The 19,028-nt window shown below is 62.1% G+C and carries 18 protein-coding genes; 4 read left to right on the top strand and 14 right to left on the bottom strand.

Annotated features, from left to right (window positions below):
• Positions 1 to 18: 18 nt before the first annotated feature.
• Positions 19 to 2,232, top strand: a complete 2,214-nt coding sequence (locus ABD884_RS23040; RefSeq protein WP_345052563.1) for an RICIN domain-containing protein — start codon at positions 19 to 21, stop codon at positions 2,230 to 2,232.
• A gap of 265 nt (positions 2,233 to 2,497) precedes the next feature.
• On the opposite strand, the gene ABD884_RS23035 is transcribed toward ABD884_RS23040, so the two are convergent.
• From ABD884_RS23035 to ABD884_RS22995, 9 genes are all read right to left on the bottom strand, one after another.
• Positions 2,498 to 3,853: an FtsW/RodA/SpoVE family cell cycle protein gene (locus ABD884_RS23035; RefSeq protein WP_345052560.1), complete on the bottom strand. Its 1,356-nt coding sequence runs from the start codon at positions 3,851 to 3,853 to the stop codon at positions 2,498 to 2,500.
• Positions 3,854 to 3,946: 93 nt separating this feature from the next.
• Complete coding sequence (locus ABD884_RS23030) at positions 3,947 to 5,026, bottom strand: cation diffusion facilitator family transporter (protein ID WP_345052556.1); 1,080 nt, start codon at positions 5,024 to 5,026, stop codon at positions 3,947 to 3,949.
• Entirely contained in the window at positions 5,023 to 5,385 is a 363-nt protein-coding gene (locus ABD884_RS23025) for an ArsR/SmtB family transcription factor (protein WP_345052553.1), read from the bottom strand. Before ABD884_RS23025 ends, ABD884_RS23030 begins: the two co-directional genes overlap by 4 nt.
• Before the next feature lie 240 nt (positions 5,386 to 5,625).
• On the bottom strand, positions 5,626 to 6,228 hold the full coding sequence (locus ABD884_RS23020; protein WP_028267927.1) for a DNA-3-methyladenine glycosylase I: 603 nt from the start codon (positions 6,226 to 6,228) through the stop codon (positions 5,626 to 5,628).
• A 56-nt stretch (positions 6,229 to 6,284) separates the two neighbouring features.
• Positions 6,285 to 6,956, bottom strand: coding sequence for an alpha-ketoglutarate-dependent dioxygenase AlkB family protein (locus tag ABD884_RS23015; protein WP_345055243.1), 672 nt, complete (start codon positions 6,954 to 6,956; stop codon positions 6,285 to 6,287).
• 20 nt (positions 6,957 to 6,976) lie between these two features.
• Positions 6,977 to 7,597, bottom strand: a complete 621-nt coding sequence (locus ABD884_RS23010) for a methylated-DNA--[protein]-cysteine S-methyltransferase (protein WP_345052548.1) — start codon at positions 7,595 to 7,597, stop codon at positions 6,977 to 6,979.
• Complete coding sequence (locus tag ABD884_RS23005) at positions 7,594 to 8,109, bottom strand: RNA polymerase sigma factor (protein ID WP_345052544.1); 516 nt, start codon at positions 8,107 to 8,109, stop codon at positions 7,594 to 7,596. The genes ABD884_RS23010 and ABD884_RS23005 overlap by 4 nt, the downstream gene beginning before the upstream one ends.
• A complete protein-coding gene (locus ABD884_RS23000; RefSeq protein ID WP_345052540.1) occupies positions 8,109 to 8,618 on the bottom strand; it encodes a methylated-DNA--[protein]-cysteine S-methyltransferase in 510 nt (169 codons plus the stop codon). The genes ABD884_RS23005 and ABD884_RS23000 overlap by 1 nt, the downstream gene beginning before the upstream one ends.
• A 42-nt stretch (positions 8,619 to 8,660) precedes the next feature.
• Positions 8,661 to 8,912, bottom strand: coding sequence for a cell division protein CrgA (locus tag ABD884_RS22995; RefSeq protein WP_028267932.1), 252 nt, complete (start codon positions 8,910 to 8,912; stop codon positions 8,661 to 8,663).
• 307 nt (positions 8,913 to 9,219) lie between these two features.
• Here ABD884_RS22995 and ABD884_RS22990 point away from each other — a divergent pair, with 307 nt between their 5' ends.
• From ABD884_RS22990 to ABD884_RS22980, 3 genes are read left to right on the top strand one after another with little or no spacing between them, the layout of a single operon-like run.
• Positions 9,220 to 9,942, top strand: coding sequence for a class E sortase (locus tag ABD884_RS22990; RefSeq protein WP_345055239.1), 723 nt, complete (start codon positions 9,220 to 9,222; stop codon positions 9,940 to 9,942).
• Between the two features lie 3 nt (positions 9,943 to 9,945).
• Positions 9,946 to 10,116: a hypothetical protein gene (locus tag ABD884_RS22985; protein ID WP_345052532.1), complete on the top strand. Its 171-nt coding sequence runs from the start codon at positions 9,946 to 9,948 to the stop codon at positions 10,114 to 10,116.
• On the top strand, positions 10,113 to 10,754 hold the full coding sequence (locus tag ABD884_RS22980) for an aminodeoxychorismate/anthranilate synthase component II (protein WP_028267935.1): 642 nt from the start codon (positions 10,113 to 10,115) through the stop codon (positions 10,752 to 10,754). The genes ABD884_RS22985 and ABD884_RS22980 overlap by 4 nt, the downstream gene beginning before the upstream one ends.
• Positions 10,755 to 10,766: 12 nt before the next feature.
• Here ABD884_RS22980 and pknB read toward each other — a convergent pair whose 3' ends face one another.
• The 5 genes from pknB to ABD884_RS22955 are packed head-to-tail and all read right to left on the bottom strand — an operon-like array spanning position 10,767 to position 19,028.
• A complete protein-coding gene (gene pknB / locus ABD884_RS22975; RefSeq protein ID WP_345052526.1) occupies positions 10,767 to 12,674 on the bottom strand; it encodes a Stk1 family PASTA domain-containing Ser/Thr kinase in 1,908 nt (635 codons plus the stop codon).
• Positions 12,675 to 12,728: 54 nt separating this feature from the next.
• The gene (locus ABD884_RS22970; RefSeq protein WP_345052522.1) at positions 12,729 to 14,525 is read right to left on the bottom strand and encodes a protein kinase domain-containing protein; all 1,797 of its coding nucleotides are present in this window, start codon (positions 14,523 to 14,525) and stop codon (positions 12,729 to 12,731) included.
• Positions 14,522 to 15,979, bottom strand: coding sequence for a peptidoglycan D,D-transpeptidase FtsI family protein (locus ABD884_RS22965; protein ID WP_345052517.1), 1,458 nt, complete (start codon positions 15,977 to 15,979; stop codon positions 14,522 to 14,524). Before ABD884_RS22965 ends, ABD884_RS22970 begins: the two co-directional genes overlap by 4 nt.
• A complete protein-coding gene (locus ABD884_RS22960) occupies positions 15,976 to 17,343 on the bottom strand; it encodes an FtsW/RodA/SpoVE family cell cycle protein (protein ID WP_345055236.1) in 1,368 nt (455 codons plus the stop codon). The genes ABD884_RS22965 and ABD884_RS22960 overlap by 4 nt, the downstream gene beginning before the upstream one ends.
• The gene (locus ABD884_RS22955; protein WP_345052510.1) at positions 17,340 to 19,028 is read right to left on the bottom strand and encodes a PP2C family protein-serine/threonine phosphatase; all 1,689 of its coding nucleotides are present in this window, start codon (positions 19,026 to 19,028) and stop codon (positions 17,340 to 17,342) included. The genes ABD884_RS22960 and ABD884_RS22955 overlap by 4 nt, the downstream gene beginning before the upstream one ends.

Below are 19,028 nucleotides of genomic sequence, written 5' to 3'. Positions count from 1 at the left end.
ACGAGTTAGGAAATTGGAATGGTAAGACAACGAAGTTTGTACGCTTCAGCGGTGGTGATTGCAACAGCCTGCCTGGCTCTGGCGACAACCCCCGCAGGCGCTTCGGCTACGACGACTGCAACGACCTACACGGTGTCGAGTGGCTCGGTCACCCAGGATGGACACCCTACTGACACTCCGGCCAACCCGTTCATCGACAAGGACGGTACGTTCTACTTCCAGCAGTCGATATCTGATTACGCTGCCACTGCCCAGAGGCACTGGGATTTTTACACAGGAACGAATTTTGACAACGCTACGCGTTCTTCGATCAGTGACTCGGTGAATCCAGCCAACTCGTTGGACAGCAACAAGGACACGACATGGCGATGCAACAACAGCCCCACCGGTGTCCAAGCAAGCTATGCCCCGGCGGGCAGCAGCTATTCACAGCGAAACTATTGCGATCTTTCAAGCACGTGGGTCGACCCGGACACCGGGGACTGGTACGGCTTGGTGCACAACGAGTTCACGCCCCAACCCATGGGTGACGGAATTCATTTCGACGCGATTGACTACGCGGTGTCGACGGATCAAGGAAAGACGTGGTCGATCAAGGACCATGCGATCACCTCCCCGTACAGTACGACGCGTGGAGACACGACAGCGTTCCCGAACCAGAACTACTACTACGGCGATGGCGACCAGCGCCTGGTTGTAGACAACGCTTCCGGGTATTTCTACGTCTACTATGGCTCACGAGTCATAAACCAAGGGGGCAGCTGGGGCCCTGACGGGTTCGGGGAACATGTCGCCCGGGCGCCAATCTCCCAGAAAATGGCCAAGGGATCGTGGCAGAAGTACTACAACGGTCAGTGGCAGACCCCCGGCATAGGCGGTAGCGAGAGCAATCTTCACTCGGTTTCCACCGCTTACCCCAACGGCTATGTTCCGGCGAGCCAGGACTACAATCCCCTGAACACCGGGACTATCAGCCAGCAGGCCGCCGCCGGGCAACTCCCCAAGAACGGTTCGGACCTGTTCGTCATGAACGTCTCCTACAATGCTTATCTGGGCAAGTACATCGGAACCCCCCAGACCGACCTCGGAGATGGTGTATCGAGGCCCCTGCATTTCTATGCCACGGACGATCTAGCGACCCAGCAGTGGACCGACATCGGCTCCACACCCAACTACACCCAGCAGTCCTGGTACCGGTTCATGGGTGACTCCGCCACCGCGACCACCGGAAATATCCTCGGAAAGACCTTCCGGTCCTACTGCTACTTCTACTGCTCCAACACTTCCGGAGCTGTGTCGAGTTCGGAGCACGTGGACGTGACGATCGATTCGAACAACCCGGCAGCGCCGGTCGTGGATCCGAGCAAGGCCTATTACATCAAATCAGGGTCGGGGCAGCTCCTCACCCAATCCGGGGCCAATGCAACTGCGGTGGTCAGTGCTCCGGCTGGCGCAGGGTTTGAAGGGTGGAAATTCACTAGCAACAACGACGGTTCGTACCGCATCACCAACAATGTTTCCGGTCTTGCACTCGGCGTTGATTCCTCCGTCACGACAAGCCGGGCCTGGGCGGCAAAGCCAGCTCTCGCTCCCCTGTCCGGCACCGGGCCGACCGTAGGCCAGCAGTGGTTCATTCAAGCGGACCTCAGCACCCCGTCGACCAGCGGTTCGACTTCACCAACCGGCAGCTACCGGATCATTAACAGGTACAGCGGGCTGGTCATCAGCCTCACAGCAACCACCGCCCAGACGAGCCCGTACCGCAATTGGGCCAATATCACCGGAAATTCAGCGGATACCACGACACCGCAGAACCAAGCCATGACCTTCCAGGAAGCAGCCCCTGTCGGGGCACTGGTCGGCGTCGGTTCCGGGCGCTGCCTCGACGTGCCGAACAGTTCCACAACCAACGGAACTCTGGAAGATATTTGGGACTGCAACGGCGGCGCGAACCAGAAGTGGAACGTGACGGCAGCCGGAGAACTTCGCATCTTCGGCGACTCCAAATGCCTTGATCTCCTCAACAATGCGACCAGTCCCGGATCAAGCGTGGGCATTTGGGATTGCACCGGCGGAACGAACCAACAATGGACGGTGAATTCGGACGGAACCATCGTGTCCAAGTCATCCGGTCTCTGCCTCGATGTCGCAAACCAGAACACGGCCAACGGCACGTCGGTAGAGGTCTGGACGTGTAATCGCGGAACGAACCAACAATGGAAACGCGTCTGAATACGCCAAATAGGGTGACCGCAGATGCCAATAGGCATCCTTGCATCACTGGGCGCTAAGTCGCCAAGAGAAGCTGTGGGGACTGAATCCGGCCCCACAGCTTCTCCCCGTCCCCGACAACACAGGCAGAGGTAAAAGGGACAGCCTCAAGAACAAATAAGCAGCTTCGGCGGCAGGCCTGAGCCTTGGACCAGAGGGGCAATCCTGCCGCCGGCTGCTGCGGAACTCCAGGAACGGGGCTCAGCGGCCCGGGCGTAGAGGGAGTTCAGACCGGAACGTGTTCGTTCTGGGACGCAATTGTTTGGGGCCTGCGGGCCGCGTCACTGATCCGCAAGAGGAGTGCGACGATGATCCAGTTGGCAAGGAGGGAGGATCCGCCCGCTGAGAGGAACGGGGTCGTCAGCCCGGTGAGGGGAATGAGGCGGGTGACGCCGCCGATGATGATGAAGCACTGAAGGGCCATGCTAAAGGCCAGCCCACAGGCAAGGAGCTTCCCGAACGCATCCCTGATGCCCAAAGCGGCACGGAATCCGCGGGTGAAGAGGAGCAAGTAGAGAAGGACAATAGCGAACAGCCCGATCAGGCCGAGTTCTTCACCCAGTGAAGCGATGATCATGTCGCTGTTGGCGAACGGTACAAGGTCGGGGCTTCCGAGCCCGAGGCCCTTTCCGATCAGGCCGCCGTCGGCCATTCCGAAGAGGCCCTGGACGATCTGGGCGCTACCTCCCGGGAAGCGGGTGAATACTTGCGGATCGAATGCGTTTAGCCAGGCGTCGATGCGCAGGCCCACATGGGAAAAAATATTTGCTGCGGCGTATCCGCCAGCAAGCATGAGCACCACGCCCAGGACAAGCCAGCTGGCTCGGCTCGTGGCAACGTAGATCATCACGATGAACAGGCCGAAGAGCAATATCGACATGCCGAGATCGTGCTGGAAGACCAGAACCCCTACACTGGCGACCCAAGCGGTGATCATGGGCCCCGTGTCTTTGATCCTGGGGAACTGCAAGCGACCGAATTTCCTGCCGGCCAACAGGATCAGGTCCCGGTTGGACGACAGGTAGCCCGCGAAGAAGACGGCAAGCGTAATCTTTACGATTTCCCCGGGCTGGAATTGCAGCGAACCGAGGCGTATCCAGACATTCGCGCCGTTGATGTCGCCGGCGGAAATTCCCGGGACCAGGGGAAGGATGAGAAGGGCGGCGCTGACCGCGAGAGCAATGAAGGTGTATCGGCGCAATAGCCGATGGTCCTTCAACAGCCACAGCACGGCGGCCGCAACCAGGACCGAGATGATGGTCCATGTCAGTTGATTTGTCCCGGCAGAGGTACCGTTTGACGCATCCAGGCGACGAATCATGGCGATGCCGAGGCCGTTCAAAGCCACCACGATCGGCAGGATCACCGGATCCGCATAGCGGGCCTTGAACCGCAGGACAACGTGGAAGATCCCGGCCAGTGCCGTCAAGGTTACCGCTTGAAGCCAGAATCCAGCGTCAAGGGCTTGTTTCTTGTCCACGCTGGTCATTGCAAGGGCACCGATTCCGACGCCAAGCGCCAGCACCAACAGCACCATCTCCACGTTCCGACGAGGTTTCGCCGAAATCGCTTGCTGGCTCATGGGCATCTTCTTTCGTGGATTCGGTGTGTCCCTGCTCAGTGGGCAATCATAGTCCCAGCAGCTGGGCGCTGCTTGGGGGCAGGATCGCGTCCATCAGTTGTCCGGCCTTGTCACGGGCTGTATCACCATGTCGTCGAGCTTGGGGAGTGCATACTCAAGCTGGTGTCTGGCGTTGTCGACAATTTCTTCCACCGCTGACAAGGCTGCGTCGGTGAGGACGATGGTGGTGGCGCCCTGAAGACGATGGCCAACCCAGCGAAGTTGCAGCTTCGGCACGGAGAGTACGCCGGGCGTCCTTTCCAGGGCGGCCTGGGCGCTGTCGAGCAGTTCGGGTTCTATCCCGTCCATCAGGCGTCGTCCAATGCTGCGTACCGTACCCCAGAGCAGGACAATGATGGCCCCCGAAATCAACAGGCCGACGATCGGGTCCGCCAAGGGAAAGCCGAGCAGCACGCCGCCGGCGCCAAGCACCACGGCGAGGGACGTGAATCCGTCAATGCGGGCATGCACGCCGTCGGCGACCAAGGCGGCAGATCCGATCTGCCGCCCGACCCTGATGCGGTAGACAGCCACAATTTCATTGCCCGCGAAGCCTATGAGACCGGCCGCGAGAACCCACCACAGGTTGTGCAGGGGCTGCGGGTGGAACAATCGATCGATGGATTGCCACGCCGCGACTACGGCGGAAAGCGCAACCACGCCGACGATGAACAGGCCGGCAAGATCCTCCGCACGCCCATACCCATAGTTGTACCGGCGGGTTGCTGCACGACGTCCCAGGATGAATGCGATCCACAAGGGCACGGCCGTGAGAGCGTCGGAGAAATTATGGATGGTGTCGGCAAGCAACGCGACGGAGCCGCTGATGAGGACCACAAGAAACTGCAGCACGGTGGTGCCGAGGAGGATAAACAGGCTGATCTTCAGTGCCCGAATGCCTTGGGTAGAGGACTCAAGGGCATCGTCGATGGAATCGGCGGCGTCGTGGGTGTGTGGGACAAACAGCTCATACAGCCACCCCTTGAGACCCTTGTGGTGTTCGTGGGAGTGTCCGTCATGGTCATGGTCATGGTCATGGTCATGGTCATGGTCATGGTCATGGTCATGGTCATGGTCATGGTCATGCTCGTGCACGTGCTCCCCATGATGATCAAGGTGTTGATGACTGCTCATGCCCTTGCTTCTTCTGCGTGGTGGTGTGTAGGGGTGCCGCCCAGGGCGTGTTCTGCTTGGAAAATGGCATCCGCGACCAACTGGCGGGCGTGCTGATTCTCCAATCGGTACATGACCTTGGTTCCGTCTTGGCGCGTGGAAACCATCCTCGCCAAGCGCATTTTGGCAAGGTGCTGGGATACGGCCGCCGGGGACTTCCCCACCAGGTCCGCCAGCGCGCCGACGGCCATTTCGCCGTCGCGAAGCGCCAAGATGATCCGCACCCGCGTAGCGTCGGCCAGCATCGCGAACACTTCGACGGCCAACTCAACGTAATGGCTGTCGACTCCCAAGGAGCAAGCACTATTATCTGCATTCATACGCAGATTATTCCACACTTTTCAACCGGGAAGCTGGTTCTCAATGCTTTCTCGGTGAACTCTTGAACCTGGAACGACTATCCACAACCTTGTTCACACTGGGTAAAACAACAGGTCCAAGGCAGGCGTCCCCGTAGCGAGCTGAATGTCAGGGATTTTCTCCACAGGTGCGTGGATGTCCACATGAATTGTCCACAGCTGTGGATAAAGTTGTGCACTTCTATGGAAAGAGAAAGCGTATCAAAGCCACACCCCGGAGCTCCCGCGACGGTGGCTGTCTACGAGATGGGTATCGATCATGCCGATGGCCTCCATCAGCGCATACATGGTGGTGGGCCCCACGAAAGCGAAGCCCTTCTTGCGGAGGGCCTTGGACAAAGCAACGGACTCTACCGATTGAGTGGCGACGTCGGCAAAGGTCCGCGGTTCCGGCGTCGACTCCGGTTGGAACGACCAAACGAAGTCCACCAATCCACCTTCGCTGCGCAGGGCGATGGTGGCCTTGGCATTCGTCACGGCGGCCCGGATCTTAAGACGGTTGCGGACGATCCCCGGATCCTGCATCAGCCGCTCGACGTCCGCCTCGGTGAAGGTCGCGACACTATCAGGCCGGAAGTCCAGGAAGGCGGAGCGGAAAGCCTCGCGCTTACGCAGGATGGTGGCCCAGGACAGGCCCGCCTGGAATCCTTCGAGGCTGATGCGTTCATACAAGCCTTGCTCGTCCCGGACAGGCATGCCCCACTCGTGGTCGTAGTACTCGCGCAAGAGCGGGTCAACGGAGGCCCAAGGTGGCCGCGCAAGGCCGTCATCGCCGATGATGGTGCCGTTCTCAGGCGGGGTCATGATCATTCCTCCACAGGAAGTCGGGCAAAAGCTGCTTTTGACATTGTGCCCCGGGCCTACGACATTCCAGTGACGCGCATCGTGATATTGATCCGCCCGCTGGGCAGTCCGCATCCTTGGGGGGACGTTCCGGGGAGCACTTTGGTGATGCCGTGGTAAGCAAAACGGGACGCCGCGCCGAACACGAAGAGGTCACCGGAGGACAGCTCGACGTCGGTATACGGCTTGGTGCGCGTCTGCGTGTTCCCGAAGCGGAAGATGCAACTGTCCCCAATACTGAGTGAGACCACAGGAGCCCGGGACTTTTCGTCCTTGTCCTGGTGCATCCCCATCTTGGCGGCGCCGTCGTAGAAATTCACCAGCGCGGTGTCCGGCGCGAAGTCCGCAGCTTCGACAGCGTCACCGTATGCCTCGAACAGGGCTTTGCGACCCAAACGAACCATCCAGTCGGGAAAGTCGAGAACTCGCTGCCCGTTGACGTCGAAGGCCTCGCGTGTATACCTGTAGGGCTGCCAGTGCCAGCCCAGGCAAACCGTCCGGACGGACATCGGGTGACCGCCGGGAAGAACCGCGGCACGCAAGGGGACGGGGCCATGGGTCCACTCGCCGAACCGGGCCGCGATCCACCGTTGCTGCTCAAGGCTCAGCCAGCCCGGAACGTGTACGGCACCGGGCGCGATCTCCCGAGGGCCGGCGTCGGACGCATCCGGCAACTCGAGCGGAAACAGCGGCTCCGTCCCCCCTGAACTCACGCCGCCTCCAGGGCGAGCAAGGTGCGCTTGGCCGCCGTGCCGCCAAGATAATTGCCAAAAGATCCATCGGATTTCACCACGCGGTGGCATGGAACGATTACCGGAAGCGGGTTGGTGGCGCAAGCACTGCCGACCGCGCGAACGGCCCGGGGGCTTCCGGCCGCCAAGGCCACCTGGGCGTAACTTTCCGTGTGGCCGTAGGCGATCCGCGGCAAATGCTCCAGGACGCTGAGGCGGAATCCGCGCGAAAGACTGAAATCCAAGGGCAGGTCAAAACTGTGCCTAGACCCGGCGAAGTATTCATTCAGCTCGCGGGCTGCGGAATCCAGGCGAGCCGGGGAGAAGAGGATCCGTGGACTGAGCTTTTCTGCGAGCAGCTGCAATACGGCGTCGTGGTCTTCCACGTCAAAGGCCACGCGCACCAGACCGCGTTCGGTGGCAGCCAGCAGGAGTTTGCCAATCGGGGAATCCAAGGTGCGGTAGGCAATATCGAGGGTGTGCCGTTCCGTGGCTTCGGCTGCGAGGCGGTCATGGAGCCGCCGAAGGACGGCTTGGTCGACGGAATCGACGCGTGCGAAGAACTCGGAGACGTCCGGTTCCTCGTGGTGGATGGTCATGGGGTCTCTTCTTTCACGTAGCCTGGGGAGCTCACGAAGCCGGCGGCGAGAATACTGCGTAGCGCCTTGACTCCGTCGGCACCCGCCCGACGGGCGGCGTCGGGAGTGCCGCCAAGAAGCTCGGCGACATCCGTGTAAGGGAGCCCGGCGAGGTAGTGGTAGGCCACGGCCTGGCGCTGCTTCGGCGGAAGCTGGCCGACGGCGTCGAGCACCTCTCCGTGACCGTCGCCCGGGATGCCGAGCGCGGACGGCCGCACAGGCAGCTCATCCACCGGAACCGGCCGGCGGTTCCTGGCCCGGACAATGTCGATGGATCTGCGGTGCGCGATGGTCACGAGCCAGGCCTGGACGTTGGCGTCCGCCGGAAGTTCCGGGTAGGCCTTCAGGGCGGAGAGGAAAGTTTCGGACCAGCCGTCTTCCGCGTCGTCGACGCCCAGAACCACGCGGCACACACGCAAGACCGTGGGTCCGTGCTCCCGGACGATCAGCTCGAACGGCTTCTTGGGCACCATTAGAAGAGCTTGCTTTCCTTCGCCGCCGCCGGTTCTTCGAGTTCAAGCAGGAACCGCTTGTTATCAAGGCCGCCAGCGTATCCGGTGAGCCTCCCGTCGTGCCCCACGACCCGGTGGCACGGGATGACCATGCTGAGCGGATTGCGGCCAACCGCCGAACCAACGGCCTGGGACAGCTTGCGATCACCTAGTTCGGTAGCCAATTCCCCGTAGCTGACGGTTTCCCCGTAGGGAATTTGTTCGAGCTTTGCCCAGACCTGCTGCTGGAACGGATTCCCGGAGGCCTTGAAAGGGACCTCGAACACTGTTCGCTCGCCAGCCAGGTATTCGCCGATTTCAGCGGCGGCTCGCTGGAACAAGGGGTCCTTCGAAGGTGCTGGAGCACCGAAGAATTCCGAAGACGGCATATGCCAATGCCCCTCGAAAAAGATGCCCGTGAGCACCCCGTCCTGGGCAGTCAGCGTCAATTGGCCCAACGGGGAATCAATGGTGGTGTGCCTGGTGGTCATGCTTAGTAGACGGATCAGGCGGCGGAAATGTGAGGTGGCCGCTCAGGAGCGCCAACGCGTGGTCATGAGGAAGCCCACGATCGCAATGCCGAAGCCTGCAACGATATTCCAGGACGCCCATGCTTGCACGGGAAGCTGGCCGCTGGTGATGTAGAAAGTGATGATCCAGAGCAAGCCGATGATCATCAGTCCGAACATGACGGGCTTGTACCAGACGGGGTTCGGCTTGTATTGCTGTGCGGTGGCCGCCTCGGTGGGGCGGGTGGACCTCTTGCGGGACTTGGACTCGGGCACGGATCCTCCTTGGCCGGCTGAATGAAAGGCCACGCCGGCTTGATATCCTGCAGGAAGGAAGATTCCAGCGGTCAACGCGCACGCGGCAATTCCGGGTTCGTACTAGCAATCAAGTCTAGCCGGATTTCGGAGACTGTTCGTCGCCGAGCCTCCGCGCCTGTCAAGAGGAGACCCATTGCCGCAGGAGCAGACGGAACAAGCCGCTGCCATGTCCGACGACGACGCGGAAATCGGTGCGGAGGGTCCCCGCCCCGGGAGACACAAGTCCCGCTCGGCTCGACGCAAGGGACGCCCAAGCAGGGCTGACATGGTGCGCAAGGTCGTCCAAGTCATCGGCGAGCTCCTCGTCACCGCAGGTGTTGTCCTCTTGCTCTTTGTAGCGTGGGAGCTGTGGTGGACCAATATCGAAGCCGATGCGAAACAAAGCCAAGCCGTCCACGGCTTTGCCAAGGATTTCGCGGGACCCCTCACGCCCGCCGCCCCCACTGCCGGAGCACCGGACTACGGGAAGCCCGTGGTTGCCCAGGCTCCTGGGCATGGCAGCATGATCGGCATCATGTACATTCCCCGGTTCGGACCGGATTACTCGCGGCCCATCATCGAGGGAACCAGCTCCGACGTCCTGGACACGCTGGGTCTCGGCCACTACGGCTCCACGAGCATGCCTGGGGCCCCGGGCAATTTCGCCGTCGCGGGACACCGCCAGACCCATGGCGCGGTGTTGGATAACATCCACCTCTTGGTTCCAGGCGACAAAATCTACGTGCAGACCAACGACGGCTACTACACATACGTTTTCCGCAACAACCAGATCGTGCTGCCTTCACGGACGGACGTCCTTCTTCCGGTCCCCACCCAGCCCGGAGCAACACCCACCGAAGGCTACTTGACCATGACCAGCTGCAATCCGCGATTCGGTGCGCAAGAACGCATCATCGCCTACTCCTTGCTGGAAAGCTGGCAGCCAGCATCTGCCGGGCCGCCGCAGGACATTGCCAAACAAGTCGCCGATACGCGCGGAAAGGGATAACCCATGTACGGATGGATCTTCCGTCACCTCCCGGGACCCCTGTGGGTGCGTATCCTGACATCAGCAGCCCTCGCGGCATGCGCGCTTGTCCTGATGGTCGAGTTCCTCTTCCCCTGGTTTTCACAGTTCACCACCCTCACCGACTCAACGATTGGTTCAGCACAGCAGCCATGAGCACCAAGAAAATCCTCGTCGTGGACAACTACGACAGCTTCGTTTACACCCTCGTCGGCTACTTGCAGGAACTCGGTGCGGAAACCACAGTGGTCCGGAACGACGACGTCACCCTCGCCGAGGCGATCGAACTGGCGGACGCCCGAGACGGGGTATTGATCTCCCCCGGTCCCGGCACCCCTGCCGAAGCGGGCGTGTGCATCGAGTTGATCAAGTGGTGCGGAGACCACAACAAACCGATGTTCGGCGTCTGCCTTGGCCATCAGGCGTTGGCGGAGGCCTATGGTGGCACGGTCACCCATGCGCCCGAGCTGATGCATGGCAAGACCTCACCCGTGCAACACGACGGCAAGAGCGTTTTCGCCGGTCTGCCGTCGCCGGTGACGGCCACGCGCTACCACTCTTTGGCAGCTGTCCGCGAGAGTATCCCCGACGTCCTGGAAATCACCGCTGAAACCGCCAGCGGGGTAGTCATGGGCCTGCAGCACCGCACGGCGCCGCTGTGCGGAGTGCAGTTCCACCCTGAATCGGTACTGACCGAAGGTGGTTACCTCATGCTCGGCAATTGGCTTGAATCACTGGGGATGTCCGGAGCAGCCGCCCGTGCAGCCACCCTGAGTCCCCTGATCCAGCGCTAGCTGCTACCAGCGCTAACCGCCTGAGTTTCCCCCATGGCCGCCCCGGGTATCGCTTGGGCTCGGGCTAGGCGTCGGGCTGGGGCTAGGTGACGGAGCCGGAGCTTTCGCAACGATCACGCTGACGGTCTTGCCCTGCTCCACAAGGGACTTGAACGCATCGCCCTGGCTCGTCACGGTGCCCGGGGTCACTTGCGAATTTTCCTGCTCGGTGACTGCCATGGCCAGGCCGTTCTCTTTGAGCAGGGCCTCGGCATCCGCCGAGCTCAAGCCGACGAGTTGAGGCATGGACACCTTGCCTGTGGACACCACCAAATCGACGGTGCTGCCCGTGCCCACCACAGCCCCGGAATCGGGTTTGGTGCTGATCACAGAGCCCGCGGGCACCGTAGGACTATTGGCCAAAGTGCTGGATCCGCCCACGAGGCCGGCTTGACGGAGGAGGTCGCGCGCGGCGGCTTCGGTAAGGCCACTGAGGCCTGCAGGTACTTTCACGGAGACCGGTCCGTCTGAAACGTTCAAGATGATATGCGAGTTCGGTGCCACTTCGGACCCCACGGCAGGGTCAGTGCTGATCACGGTACCCTTGGCGACGGTATCGTGCGGAACCCGGCGTGACTCGGGGCTGAGATTGGCGCCGTACAGCGCCTGAAGTGCCATGGCTTCGCTCATGCCAGCCACCTGCGGCACTGACACCAACGCCGGTGGGGCTGGCTTCTGGTTCACTGTGTTGTACAGCCAGAATCCGCCACCAGCCAGGACCAGCAACGTAAAGATGATCACTACGGCCGTCCAAGCACGACGGCGGGACTTCTGGCGGGCGGTCCGCTCGCGTTCAAGGGCGAACCCAAGCGGCATGGCGCCGTCGTGGTCTGAGTCCGATTCGCTGGCTGCGAAGGCGAGCATGGTGTCCTGGTCGCCGGCGTCCCGGCCACCGTCCGGCCCTCCCGTCTGGGCGGCGTCCAGGAATTCTGCTCCCGTCAGGCCGCGCGCCAAGGAACCTTCGGGAAGCAGTTGCGTCGACGGTACAAGCTCCTGAGGGTCCGTGGGTGTTCCGGCGGGAACTGCCACGCCGTTCTTGGCCGCGCGCAAGGCACGGCGGAAGGCTGCCGCATCCTGGAAACGGTCGGCCCGGTCCTTCTGCAGGCCCTTGGCAAGAACGCTGTCCAGTGCCTCTGAAACGGCCGGATTGAACGAGCTGGCCGGTTCGGGGATCTCGCGGACGTGCTGGTAAGCCACCGAGACAGGGCTGTCGCCCGTGAACGGAGGCCGGCCCGTGAGCATTTCGAACAGCAGGCACGCCGCAGAGTACAGATCGCTGCGGGCATCCACGGTCTCGCCACGGGCCTGCTCCGGTGAGAGATATTGGGCGGTACCAACGACAGCCTGGGTCTGGGTCATGGTTGCCGCAGAGTCCGCCATGGCTCGGGCAATGCCGAAGTCCATGACCTTCACGGCGTTTGAATCACCAGACACCATGACGTTGGCCGGTTTGATGTCACGGTGGACGATCCCGGCCTTATGGCTGTACTCCAGCGCAGAAAGCACGCCGAGGATGAACTCGATGGCTTGATCGATGTCCAGTTCCTTGGCGCGGATCAGGTCGCGGAGAGTCCGGCCGGACACGTATTCCATGACGATGTAAGGGACCCGGACGTCCTCGCCCGGACCACCGGACACTGTGTACTCCCCAGTGTCATAGATGGCCACGATCGAGGAGTGGTTCAGTGCCGCCACTGCCTGCGCCTCGCGCTTAAAGCGAGCATGGAACTGTGGATCGCGGGCAAGATCGGCACGGAGCAGCTTTACCGCCACGGTTCGGCCGAGCAGCGTGTCGGTGCCCTTGTAGACATCCGCCATGCCGCCACGGCCGAGTAGTTCACCGAGTTCGTACCGCCCATTGAGGACGCGCTGGGTTGTCATTGGAGTGCTGTCCTCTCTGTGGGCAGGTGTGGAGCGTCCGGTCGGCATAGTGTCCTATTTGCTGCTCGTGGCAGAGGGAGTAGGCGTCGCCGTGGACAAGTGGTAGGTCACCACGGATCCAGCAGCCACTTTCTGTCCGGCGGCAGGATCGGAGCTGACGAATGTTCCCGGCGCCTGGCCGGTTGTTCCATCAACGGGGGCTCCCGTCACCCAGCGCAGGCCTGCGCCTTCGATGACAGCCTGCACTTGTGATTCGGTCGCTCCCTTGCCGATGGTCGGTACCGAAACCAATTGCGGCCCCTTGGAGTAGCTCACGTCAATCGTCGCTCCCTTGGGCACGGGGCCGGAAGGGTTGATGTCGATGACAGTGCCAGGCGTTGATGGATCGAAGACCTGGATACCGTTGACGACGAGGCCGAGCGCGTTGAGGTCCGAGCGCACCCTGTCATACGGCTGGCCCTTGTACGCCTCCGGGATCAGGTTGATGGCCTCCGGGGTGGTCGCGGTGGGTGTCGGGCTGGCCGAAGTCTCCGTGGGGGTCGGACTCGCGGAGGTAGGGGGCGCGCTGGAGGTCACGGACGGAGGGTTCGTGCTGGCCGGTGCCGGACTACTTGGGTTGAAGAATCCGGACTGGGTCAGGAACGCGCCGAGCAAGGCAAGGAGCACGAGCACAATCAGGGCGATGAGCGGCCAAGTCCACGGACTGCGCCTTTTCCGTTGCGGCTCGGTCTGGTACTCCTCTTCCTCATGGAGGTACTGGTCGTGCTCGTCGGCCTCATCCAAGCTACGCTCGGCGGCCAGGGCATTGGCGCGGGAGAGCGCATTTCCACCTTCGCCCGCAGCCCCTGCGGCTCCTGCCGCCGCGGCGCCGATCACCGGAAGTGCCGACGTCGACGTCGAACGCGTTTCCTGGCCGTAGGGCGAGGTGACGATGCCTGTAGGCGCCGTAGCGATGCTGGTAGGTGCCGTGATGGGACCCGTGGCGGATTCGAACAACAACATCCCTGGCACGGCTGCATGGGCCGCGGCGATGTCGCCCCGACGGATCGCTTCCGCCGCCTCGGCCAGTTTGATGGCGTCTGCAGGACGGTTCTTCGGGTCCTTGGCGAGCATGGACATCAGCAGCGCGCGAACGGGAGTGGGCAGGCTTTCAGGCAGCGGCGGCGGGGCGTCGTTGACCTGGGCCAGCGCAATGGCGATCTGCGATTCACCGGAGAACGGACGGTGCCCGGTGAGGCACTCGTACCCAATAACACCGAGTGAATATATGTCAGAGGAACCCGTGGCCGTCTGTCCCGTAGCCTGTTCCGGCGCCAGATACTGGGCGGTACCCATGACCTGTCCGGTCTGTGTGAGCGGGACTTGGTCCGCGAGGCGCGCGATGCCGAAATCAGTGATCTTGACACGGAAGTCCGGCGTGATCAGCAGGTTGCCCGGTTTGATATCGCGGTGCACCAGGCCCTGGGCGTGCGCGGGCGCAAGCGCCCGGGCAGTCTGGGAAATGATGGACAGTGTGCGGTCCGGCGAAAGGACCTGCTCACGCTCGAGGATGCTGCTCAACGGCTGACCCGGCACCAGCTCCATTACCAGGTAGGCGGAGCCGTCTTCTTCTCCATAGTCGAAGACGTTGGCAATCCCGACGTGGTTAAGCAACGCGGTGTGGCGGGCCTCGGCTCGGAAGCGCTGGAGGAACCCGGGGTCGCCGGTATATTCCTCCTTGAGCACCTTGATGGCAACGATCCGACCAAGGATCTGGTCCTTGGCCCTCCAGACCTCTCCCATGCCGCCAATCGCAATGCGACTGGTCAGCTGGAACCTGCCGCCGAGGGTGATTCCTGACGAAGGTCTCACTTATTCAACACCGCCTCAAAAATCTTCTTCGCGTTCGGACTGGTTAGCTTTGCTCCGGTTAACACGTCAACGTTCTCCATAACAATGGTGACGGCTACCTGCGGGTCGTTCGCCGGGGCGAACCCGGTAAACCATGAGTTATTCAGGCCTGTATCGCCGAGCTGCGCCGTGCCGGTCTTTCCAGCCACTTGGATTCCCGGTACCGCGGCGCCGCTTGCGATGCCCTTGGATACGACGTCGGTCATCCACTCGGTGATTTGGCTGGCGATCTCGGGAGTCGTAGAGGTGCGCAAGGTTTCGGCTTTGGGTTCGCTGATGACACGTAGGTCCGGTGCCCGCACGGTCTTGATGAGATTCGGTTTCATCTGGACGCCGTGATTGGCAATGGCAGCGGTCATCATCGCGATTTGCAGCGGAGTGGCCTTCACGTCTCGCTGCCCGACGGCGGACTGCGCAAGCTCTGCCTGGTCCAGGTCCTTCGGGAAGACGCTGATCGCGGACTGAAGCTTGAGCTGGTCGCCGAAATCCTGCCCGAAGCCGAACTTGGCGGCTTGGTCCGCGATGGCCTTTTGCCCCAGGTCCAGCGCGATGCTGGCGAACGGCGTGTTGCAGGACTGCTCGAGCGCGAACGGGAAATCTGCTGTGCTGCGCACTGAGCAGTCGCCGCCGGCATAGTTGGGCAACGAGGCAGTGGAACCCGGCAAGGGGAGGCTGTCCGGGTTCGGCAGGACACTGTCCTTATTGTACTTTCCGGAGCTCAACGCAGCCGCGGTATCGACAAGCTTGAACACGGAACCGGGCGCCAGCAGCGCACCGGTCGGTCCACTCACGGATTGGTTCAGATTGATGCCCGGAACCTGGTTGAGCTGGTTGTAGCTTGCCTGTTCCTTGGCGGGATCGTGCGTGGCGATCAGGTTGGGATCGTAGGACGGTTTGGAGACCATGGCGATGATGGCGCCCGTCTTCGGGTTGGTGACGACGATCGAACCACGCTGGCCGTCAGGAATGAGGTCGTAGGCGAGCTTCTGGATCGCTGGATCGAGGGTCAGCTCCACCGAGGCCCCCTTCGGCTGGCTGCCGAGGAAAATCTGGCTGACCCGGTCCAGGAAGAGTTGGTCGGAGCTGCCTGCCAGCTCATCCCGGAGCTGCTGCTCAAGTCCAGTGGATCCATAGGTCCTGGAGAAGTAACCCGTAATCCCCGCGTAGAGCTCGGGCTGGGCGTAGCTGCGTTGGTACTTGCAGGTTTCATCCCCGGCCACGGATTCGGCGATGGGCTTGCCGCCCACGATGATGGCACCGCGGTCATTGCAGTAGTTCGCCAGGACGGCGCGCTGGTTCCAAGGATTGTCATTCAGGTCGTTGGCGCCGATGACCTGGACGTAGCTGATCGCACCGAAGAGGAGGGCGAACATGGCAACGGCTGCCATCCACGAATTGCGTATGGAATGGTTCATGCGGTAGTCACCGCCTCTGTAGGGGCATGGGTAATGGGCGTAGTGTCCACCGGGCCGCGCGCGGTGTGGGAAATCATGAGCAACAGGCCCACGATGATCCAGTTGGCAAGCAGGGACGAACCGCCTGCCGCAAGGAAGGGAGTGGTGAGACCCGTCAGGGGGATCAGCCGTGTGACGCCGCCGATCACCACGAAGCATTGAATCGCGATGGCAAAGGACAGGCCGCAAGCGAGGAGCTTGCCGAACGCGTCCCGCGCGCCGAGAGCGGTGCGGAACCCGCGGGTGAAGAGCAGCATGTAGAGCAGCACCACGGCGAAGAGACCGATCAGTCCCAGTTCTTCGCCGATGAGCGCGACAATCATGTCGCTATTGGCAAAAGGCACGAGGTCCGGCCTGCCTTGCCCGAGTCCCGTACCGACGAGGCCGCCGTCGGCCATGCCGAAGAGGCCTTGGACGATCTGCCCGCTGCCGCCAGGAGACCGGTCGAAAACCTCCGGAGTGAAGGCGTTCAACCAGCTGTCCAAGCGGAACGCCACGTGCGAGAAAAACTTCGCCGCCAGGAATCCGCCGCCCACGATCAGGACAAGACCGATGACCACCCAGCTGATGCGGCTCGTTGCCACGTAGATCATGACGATGAAGAGGCCGAAGAAAAGGAGCGAGGTGCCGAGGTCCCGCTGGAAGACCAGGATGCCGATACTCACGAGCCATGCCGTGACCATGGGGCCAAGGTCCTTGAACCGCGGAAATTGCATGGGGCCGATCTTGCGGCCGGCAAGCAGGATAAGGTCCCGATTGGAGGAAAGATAACCCGCGAAGAATATAGCCAGGGTGATCTTGGCGATTTCTCCCGGTTGGAAAGTCATGGACCCTAGCCGGATCCAGACGCTGGCCCCGAGCACTTCGCCGGCAGAGATCCCGGGCACCAGCGGCAGTACCAGAAGAATCGCACTGGCCGCGAGCGAGATAAAGGTGAAACGGCGAAGAAGCCGGTGGTCCTTCAGCAACCAGATCGCCACGATTGCAACACCCATGGCCAGAATGGTCCAGCGCAGCTGGTTGTTGCCCGTGTCCTCTCCCGGCTGGTCCATACGATGGATGAGGGCCAGGCCCAGGCCGTTGAGCGCAACGACGATCGGAAGCATGATCGGATCCGCATATTTTGCGCGGAGCCTCAGGACTATGTGGAAAGCCAGTGCGGCCACGACCAGAAGGCTCGACTGGAACCAGAAATCGCTGTCGAAAGCCGCTGGGCTGTTGAGCCCGACCATGGCGCTGGCGCCGATTCCCACAGCAAGGGCAAGGACAAGCAGCGCGAGCTCGACGTTGCGGCGCGGGCTAGGTGCGGTTATTGCATGAATCATGGGGACACCGCACAGCTTGGAACCAGTGTGGACGTGGGTGACGCCGTGGGCGCATTCGAAGGACTTGGGCTCGCCGGTGCAGGACTTGCCGTGCTGCTCGGGCTTGTCGTTGGCCTGGGTGTGGCTGTGGGGCAATTGCTTGGTAGGCCGGTAGTGCCCCGGTCCTGCAGGCTTTTCACAATCTGCTGGGCATCGGCGAGATCGTGGGCCGGGACGGTCTGGCGAACACTCTGTTGAGTGAATTCAGGCAAGGAGTCCATGCGGATGCTGGTCACGGCCTCCACCTTCGAGAGCTGGAACGGGCCCAGGCTCTGCGAAATACCGTTGAAGATCGCCACATGCTGCTCGTATTCACCCACATAGTAGCGAGTCTGGGTCCATGCGTAACCGAGCCACAGCCCGGCAACCACAAAAATGGCCAAGACCGCAGCGATCGCAGGCGTCAACCAGCGCCGATTGCGGGTGACAAGCTGCACCGGATCCTGGCGGTCCTGTTCAGCCTTGTGGGTCAGCACGGTGGCAGCGCGCCGTGCGACGCTGCGTCCGGCCACTGTGGGGATGGACCCTGTTTCCGCTGCAGTAGCCGCGGCGCCGACCAACTCGTGCGGACGGCTCGAGAGTTCCTCGCGAAGGATTTCCGCAGACAGATGTTCGCCCAAGTGCGGGTCTGTTGCGGTCGGGGGTTCAGAGGTGCCGCCTGGTGTTGCTGGACCCGCCGCCCCAGGTACCATGGCCGCGTCGGAGGGGCCGGCGTCGGGCGCTGTTTTGTTTGGCGTTATCGCCGGATTGCCCGTTTTGCCTGCGGGGCCGGACTCTTTATCCTCAGACTCGGTCTTTTCGGCTGACGGTGTTTTCGACGGGACGGTCGGCACCGGATTGACGACGTCGACGGCGGCCGTGCTGAGCTCGTCCCCAGCGGTTGCTTCCACGATTTCCAGGAGCACCACGGTGACGTTGTCCGGAGCCCCGTTGGCGAGTGTGAGCTCAATGAGGAGTTCGGCGCATTCTGCGAGGTCCTTGGTTTCGCGGACCACCTGCTCCACCACAGGGCCTTGGACATAATTCAGGCCGTCGGAGCAGAGGAGCCAGCGTTCGCCGGGTTCGACGTCAAGCTCGTCCAAGTCAAGTTCAGGGCTGGCGTCCACGTCGCCCAGAACGCGCATGAGGACGTTCTTGTGCGGGTGGGTTTCGGCTTCCTCGGGGCGCAGCCGGCCTTCATCGATCAACCTCTGCACGAAAGTGTGGTCCACGCTGATTTGCTCGAATTTGCCATTGCGCAGGCGGTAGGCGCGGGAATCGCCGATGTGCGCGAAGTGCAGTCGCCTGCCTTCGAGCAGCAGGGCCGTGACCGTGGTGCCCATGCCTGCGAGCTTCGGGTCCACGTGGACAAGCTCGGAGAGGAGGGAATTGGCAGTCTGGATTTCGTCGGCCAGGACAGTTTCCGCCCCGTCCGGGTATGCATCGTGATCAAGGTGGATCATGTCCAGCACGGTGGATGCCGAGGCGACGTCTCCGCCCGCGTGCCCGCCCATTCCGTCCGCAACGACGGCAAGGTGGCGGCCGACATAGGCGGAATCGTCGTTCTTGGAGCGGACGCGCCCGACGTCGGACCGCGCCGCGTAATGCATGATCAGGGGCGGCTCCGGAGGCAGCGCCTTGCCCTCGGAGGGCTGGGGGGAAGCCAT

This window comes from Arthrobacter methylotrophus (assembly GCF_039539965.1).
Lineage (GTDB): Bacteria > Actinomycetota > Actinomycetes > Actinomycetales > Micrococcaceae > Arthrobacter > Arthrobacter methylotrophus.
The sequence above is the reverse complement of the archived record's forward strand: the minus strand, read 5'-3'. Positions and strand labels throughout refer to the sequence as shown.